Source organism: Streptomyces sp. NPDC090994 (assembly GCF_044768905.1).
Taxonomy (GTDB): domain Bacteria; phylum Actinomycetota; class Actinomycetes; order Streptomycetales; family Streptomycetaceae; genus Streptomyces.
The window spans coordinates 1-6,194 of the sequence record NZ_JBIVWS010000050.1 but is presented as its reverse complement, the minus strand read 5'-3'; the positions used below and the strand labels follow the sequence as shown (position 1 = coordinate 6,194).

5 protein-coding genes are annotated in these 6,194 nt (G+C 69.2%); 1 reads left to right on the top strand and 4 read right to left on the bottom strand.

The features are described from left to right. Positions 1 to 154: 154 nt before the first annotated feature. The 4 genes from ACIQR3_RS38170 to ACIQR3_RS38155 form a co-directional block, all read right to left on the bottom strand. On the bottom strand, positions 155 to 730 hold the full coding sequence (locus ACIQR3_RS38170) for a TerD family protein (protein ID WP_403546185.1): 576 nt from the start codon (positions 728 to 730) through the stop codon (positions 155 to 157). A 135-nt stretch (positions 731 to 865) separates the two neighbouring features. Continuing rightward, positions 866 to 1,441, bottom strand: coding sequence for a TerD family protein (locus ACIQR3_RS38165; RefSeq protein ID WP_403546183.1), 576 nt, complete (start codon positions 1,439 to 1,441; stop codon positions 866 to 868). A gap of 127 nt (positions 1,442 to 1,568) precedes the next feature. Next, on the bottom strand, positions 1,569 to 2,027 hold the full coding sequence (locus ACIQR3_RS38160) for a peroxiredoxin (RefSeq protein WP_215171846.1): 459 nt from the start codon (positions 2,025 to 2,027) through the stop codon (positions 1,569 to 1,571). Between the two features lie 130 nt (positions 2,028 to 2,157). Next, on the bottom strand, positions 2,158 to 2,595 hold the full coding sequence (locus tag ACIQR3_RS38155) for a DUF3052 domain-containing protein (RefSeq protein WP_215171848.1): 438 nt from the start codon (positions 2,593 to 2,595) through the stop codon (positions 2,158 to 2,160). Between the two features lie 374 nt (positions 2,596 to 2,969). On the opposite strand from ACIQR3_RS38155, the gene aceE reads away from it, so the two are divergent. Continuing rightward, positions 2,970 to 5,702 (top strand): pyruvate dehydrogenase (acetyl-transferring), homodimeric type, encoded by a 2,733-nt coding sequence (gene aceE / locus ACIQR3_RS38150; protein ID WP_403546181.1) that lies wholly within the window; start codon positions 2,970 to 2,972, stop codon positions 5,700 to 5,702. The last annotated feature ends 492 nt before the right edge of the window (positions 5,703 to 6,194 follow it).

The following is a 6,194-nucleotide window of genomic DNA, read 5'->3' as shown; positions in this document are numbered from 1 at the left end:
AGAGGATCGCCACGACACCGAAGGCGGTCCACCCCCCGTAGAAGACCGCCGCGACCAGGCCGAGCGCGGTGACCGCGAACGACCAGCCGAAGGTTTTCAGAAGCACTGGCTACCCAATCCTTGTGTACGGGGCTCCCCCGCGCCGTACTCGGCTTTACGAAACGTTGACTCCGAAGTCTAGAGCGATGCCCCGGAGCCCCGACGCGTACCCCTGTCCGACTGCCCGGAACTTCCACTCGCCCTGGTAGCGGTAGACCTCGCCGAAGATCATCGCGGTCTCGGTGGAGGCGTCCTCGCTCAGGTCGTAACGGGCGAGTTCCTGGCCGTCGGCCTGGTTGACGACCCGGATGAAGGCATTGCCGACCTGGCCGAAGGTCTGGCCGCGCTCGTCGGCCTGGTGGATGGAGACCGGAAAGACGATCTTGTCGCACCGCTCGGGCACCTTGGAGAGGTCGATCAGCAGCGACTCGTCGTCGCCGTCCCCCTCGCCGGTGAGGTTGTCTCCGGTGTGCTCGACCGAGCCGTCGGGGCTCTTCAGCTGGTTGTAGAAGACGAACCACTCGTCACCGAGCACCCGGCCGCCGCCGCACACCAGGGCGCTGGCGTCGAGGTCGAAGGGTGCTCCGGTGGTGGAACGCGCGTCCCAGCCGAGTCCGACCATCACCTGGGTGAGGTTCGGTGCGGCCTTGGACAGGGAGACGTTGCCTCCCTTGGCGAGCGTGACGCCCATAGTGCTGGTCCCTCCCCGGGTACTGGTTCCGCAGCGCTCCGCCGATGTACGTGAGGCTGCGCGTGCGCGCGGCGCGCTTCTGTGCGCGTCCGGCGCCGCACGCGGACCGTGCGGCGCCGGACGACGGGGGTCGGCTCAGACGTTCACGCCGAAGTCCTGCGCGATGCCGCGCAGGCCCGACGCGTATCCCTGGCCGATGGCGCGGAACTTCCACTCCGCGCCGTGCCGGTACAGCTCGCCGAAGACCATGGCGGTCTCGGTGGAGGCGTCCTCGCTCAGGTCGTAACGGGCGAGTTCCTGGCCGTCGGCCTGGTTGACGACCCGGATGAAGGCGTTGCGGACCTGGCCGAAGGACTGCTGGCGGTTCTCCGCGTCGTAGATCGACACCGGGAAGACGATCTTCTCGACGTCGGCGGGGACGGTCGCCAGGTCGACCTTGATCTGCTCGTCGTCGCCCTCGCCCTCACCGGTGAGGTTGTCACCGGTGTGCTCGACCGAGCCGTCCGGGGTCTTCAGGTTGTTGAAGAAGATGAAGTGCTGGTCGTTGCCGACCTTGCCGGAGCTGTTCAGCAGCAGCGCGCTGGCGTCGAGGTCGAAGTCGGTGCCGGTCGTGGTCCGCACGTCCCACCCCAGACCGACGATGACCGCGGTCAGGCCGGGGGCCTCCTTGGTCAGCGATACGTTGCCGCCCTTGCTGAGGCTGACTCCCACGAGTCCTCCATTGGTGTCCGGGGGCGGGAAGCCCCGAAGTGCGTCGGATGTCGGATCAACGATTCGATCCTAGTGACGGGTTCCCGCACCCCGCAGGCCCTGACGCGGAAGAATCACCGCGTCGCGATCACAGGGTGTCGAGCGCCTTCACGTACTCGGACAGGTCCCGGGCGTCCGGCAGTCCGTTGACGACGGTCCAGCGCACCACGCCCTCCTTGTCGATGACGAAGGTGCCGCGCACCGCGCAGCCCTTGTCCTCGTCGAAGACGCCGTAGGCGCGCGAGACGTTGCCGTGCGGCCAGAAGTCGGACAGCAGGGGGTACTCCAGCCCCTCCTGCTCGGCGAAGACGCGCAGGGTGTGGATGGAGTCGTTGGAGACGGCGAGCACCTGGGTGTCGCGGTCGGAGAACTGCGGCAGGTTGTCGCGCACCTCGCACAGCTCGCCGGTGCACACGCCCGTGAAGGCGAAGGGATAGAAGAGCAGCACCACGTTCTTGCCGCCCCGGAAGTCGGACAGCTTCACGGTCGCCCCGTGGTTGTCCTTGAGTTCGAAGTCGGGGGCCTTGTCGCCGACCTGGATCGCCATCGTCCTGTTGGTCCCTTCGTAGGGGTCGCTCTCGGAGCACACCCTACGCAGGGGCCACGGCGGAACCCCGGACGGGCCGACCGGAGCCGGCCCGTCCGGGGTCCGTGAAGGGGGGAGCCCGGCTACGGGGCTACCGCTTCGACTTGGCGGCCTTCGGCGTCGCCAGCCGGCTGCCGCTCCAGTCCTTGCCGACGCTGACGCTCTTGGCCGCCGTCAGACCGGCCGTCGTCGCGGCTTCCGAGATGTCACTGGGCTCGACGTAACCGTCACGTCCGGTCTTCGGCGTGAGGAGCAGGATCGCCCCGCCCTCCTCGATGTACGTGGTGGCATCCACCAGCGCATCCGTCAGGTCGCCGTCGTCGTCACGGAACCACAGCACGACGGCGTCGGCCACGTCCTCGTAGTCCTCGTCCACCAGGTCGCCCTCGATGGCACCTTCGATGGCCTCGCGGAGCTCCTGATCGACGTCGTCGTCGTAGCCGATCTCCTGGACCACCTGCCCGGGCTGGAACCCCAGCCTGGCGGCAGGGTTCGTCCGCTCCTCCGCGTGGTCCGCGGTCGCGCTCACGGGTTGCCTCCTGATCATGTCTTTAGGGAATGTCTCAGCCACGCGCGTGCGCGAAGCATTGGCCGTAGTCCACACGGGCGGGACGGATCGCGCAAGTACCCGGCCACTGGGACCGCCGAAACGGTGACGATCCCGACCGTGTCACCGCAACTCCAGGCACGCCACCCAGGATCGAAGGTGACGTACACCACACCTTTCTGCCCCGTTTGCGTAATTGGGAACCATACAGGGGTACGAGAGCCGCAAGAACTTGCCCCGGTTATCGGCGGAGAACTGGTTACCTCACAGTAGAGATGACGTTTCCCCCCGACAGGTACACGATGGGAGACGGTTCCGGCACTCTCCGATACGCCCTGCGACAGCGAAGGAACAGCGTGGCTTCCGCATCCGATCGCAACCCGATCATCATTGGCGGCCTTCCGAGTCAGGTTCCTGACTTCGACCCCGAGGAGACCCAGGAGTGGCTCGACTCCCTGGACGCCGCCGTCGACGCCCGCGGCCGGGAGCGGGCCCGCTACCTCATGCTGCGGCTGATCGAACGGGCCCGTGAGAAGCGCGTCGCCGTGCCCGAGATGCGCAGCACGGACTACGTCAACACGATCCCGACCAAGAGCGAGCCGTTCTTCCCGGGCAACGAGGAGATCGAGCGCCGGATCCTGAACGCCACCCGCTGGAACGCGGCCGTGATGGTCTCCCGCGCCCAGCGGCCCGGCATCGGCGTGGGCGGCCACATCGCCACGTTCGCCTCCTCCGCCTCCCTCTACGACGTCGGCTTCAACCACTTCTTCCGCGGCAAGGACGAGGGCGACGGCGGCGACCAGGTCTTCTTCCAGGGCCACGCCTCCCCCGGCATCTACGCCCGCGCCTACCTCCTGGACCGCTTCGAGGAGCGCCACCTGGACGGTTTCCGCCAGGAGAAGTCCAAGGCGCCGTACACGCTCTCCTCCTACCCCCACCCGCGCTCCATGCCGGACTTCTGGGAGTTCCCGACCGTCTCCATGGGCCTCGGCCCGATCGGCGCGATCTACCAGGCCCGCATGAACCGCTACATGCACGCGCGCGGCATCGCCGACACCTCCCGCAGCCACGTCTGGGCGTTCCTCGGCGACGGCGAGATGGACGAGCCGGAGTCGCTGGGCCAGCTCACGATCGCCGCCCGCGAGGGCCTGGACAACCTCACCTTCGTCGTCAACTGCAACCTCCAGCGCCTGGACGGCCCGGTGCGCGGCAACGGCAAGATCATCCAGGAACTGGAGTCGGTCTTCCGGGGAGCCGGCTGGAACGTCATCAAGCTCGTCTGGGACCGCACCTGGGACCCGCTGCTCGCCCAGGACCGCGACGGCGTCCTGGTCAACAAGATGAACACGACGCCGGACGGCCAGTTCCAGACCTACGCCACCGAGTCCGGCGCCTACATCCGCGACCACTTCTTCGGCGACGACCACCGGCTGCGCGCCATGGTCGAGAACATGACCGACGACCAGATCCTGCACCTGGGCCGCGGCGGCCACGACCACCGCAAGATCTACGCGGCGTACAAGGCGGCCCTGGAACACAAGGGCCAGCCGACCGTCATCCTCGCCAAGACCGTCAAGGGCTGGACGCTGGGCCCGAACTTCGAGGGCCGCAACGCCACCCACCAGATGAAGAAGCTGACGGTCGACGACCTCAAGCGGTTCCGCGACCGGCTGCACCTGCCGATCTCCGACCGGGAACTGGAGTCCGGCCCGCCGCCGTACTACCACCCCGGCCGGGAGACCGAGGAGATGCAGTACATGCACGACCGCCGCAAGGCGCTCGGCGGCTACGTCCCCACCCGCGTCGTCCGCGCGAAGCCGCTGCCGCTGCCGGGCGAGCAGACGTACGCGACCGTGAAGAGGGGCTCCGGTCAGCAGTCCATCGCGACGACCATGGCCTTCGTCCGGCTCCTCAAGGACCTCATGCGGGACAAGGAGATCGGCAAGCGCTTCGTGCTGATCGCGCCGGACGAGTACCGCACGTTCGGCATGGACTCGTTCTTCCCGAGCGCGAAGATCTACAACCCGCTCGGCCAGCAGTACGAGTCGGTCGACCGGGACCTGCTGCTCGCGTACAAGGAGTCGCCGAACGGCCAGATGCTGCACGACGGCATCTCCGAGGCGGGCTGCACGGCGTCGCTCATCGCCGCCGGCTCGGCGTACGCGACGCACGGCGAACCCCTCATCCCGGTGTACGTCTTCTACTCGATGTTCGGTTTCCAGCGCACCGGCGACCAGTTCTGGCAGATGGGCGACCAGCTCGCACGCGGTTTCGTCCTCGGCGCGACCGCCGGCCGCACGACCCTGACCGGCGAGGGATTGCAGCACGCCGACGGCCATTCCCACCTCCTGGCCTCGACCAACCCGGCGTGCGTGGCGTACGACCCCGCCTTCGGCTTCGAGATCGCCCACATCGTCAAGGACGGGCTGCGCCGGATGTACGGCCCGGACAGCGAGGACGTCTTCTACTACCTCACCGTCTACAACGAGCCGATCCAGCACCCCGCCGAGCCCGAGAACGTCGACGTCGAGGGCATCCTCAAGGGCGTCTACCGCTTCAGCGAGGGCACGGGCGGCTCGATCCCGGCACAGATCCTGGCGTCCGGGGTGGCAGTGCCGTGGGCGGTCGAGGCGCAGCGGATCCTCGCCGAGGAGTGGAACGTACGGGCCGACGTGTGGTCGGCGACCTCCTGGAACGAGCTGCGGCGCGAAGCGGTCGCCTGCGAGGAGCACAACCTGCTGCATCCGGAGGAGGAGCAGCGGGTGCCGTACGTGACACGGAAACTGGCGGGCGCGCAGGGGCCGTTCGTCGCGGTGTCCGACTGGATGCGGTCGGTGCCGGACCAGATCGCGCGGTGGGTGCCGGGGACGTACCAGTCGCTGGGCGCGGACGGGTTCGGGTTCGCGGACACGCGGGGGGCGGCGCGGAGGTTCTTCCACATCGACGCGGAGTCGGTGGTGGTGGGGGTGCTGAGCGAACTGGCGCGGGAGGGGAAGGTGGACCGGTCGGTGCTGAAGCAGGCCGTGGACCGCTACCGGCTGCTCGATGTGTCGGCGGCGGATCCGGGGGTTGCGGGGGGCGACGCGTAGCGCGTCCGCTGGGGTTGTGGGGCGGCGGGGTTTCGGCTCCGTCGCCCTTGGCGTGCCCGGCGTTGTGGCTGAGGCGGGGTGGGTGGCGCGCCCCGGCGCTGACGGGGTGCCGCCGCGCCCACCCTCCCCCACTCCCGGCTTCGCTCTAGCGGGGGGAGGCACGACTGCCCGCGGTCACGCGGCCTGCGCGAGTGAGCGGCCCTGCCCTCCCCGCGCGAGTGAGCGGGTGCCGCCTCCCCGCGCGAGTGAGTGGGTTCCCGGTGCCGGGCGGGCGGAATGGGTACGGACCCGCACCCGCGTACGGCGGGAAGGGGACGGGGTGGGGGGTGTCCGCCCGCAGCGGTTGGCGCGTCAACACGCTTCACCCCCGTAAGTGACCGATTCCGCGCCGTTCCGAGGACGGACACCCCCCCCCCCCCCCCCCCCCCCCCCCCCCCCCCCGCGGGGCCCCCCCCCCCCCCCCCCCCCCCCCCCCGGCGGCCCCCCCGGCGC

Excerpts from the sequence above, each read along its gene's own strand:
- ACIQR3_RS38170 (WP_403546185.1), bottom strand. The coding sequence starts at position 730 with ATGGGCGTCACGCTCGCCAAGGGAGGCAACGTCTCCCTGTCCAAGGCC.
- ACIQR3_RS38160 (WP_215171846.1), bottom strand. The coding sequence starts at position 2,027 with ATGGCGATCCAGGTCGGCGACAAGGCCCCCGACTTCGAACTCAAGGAC.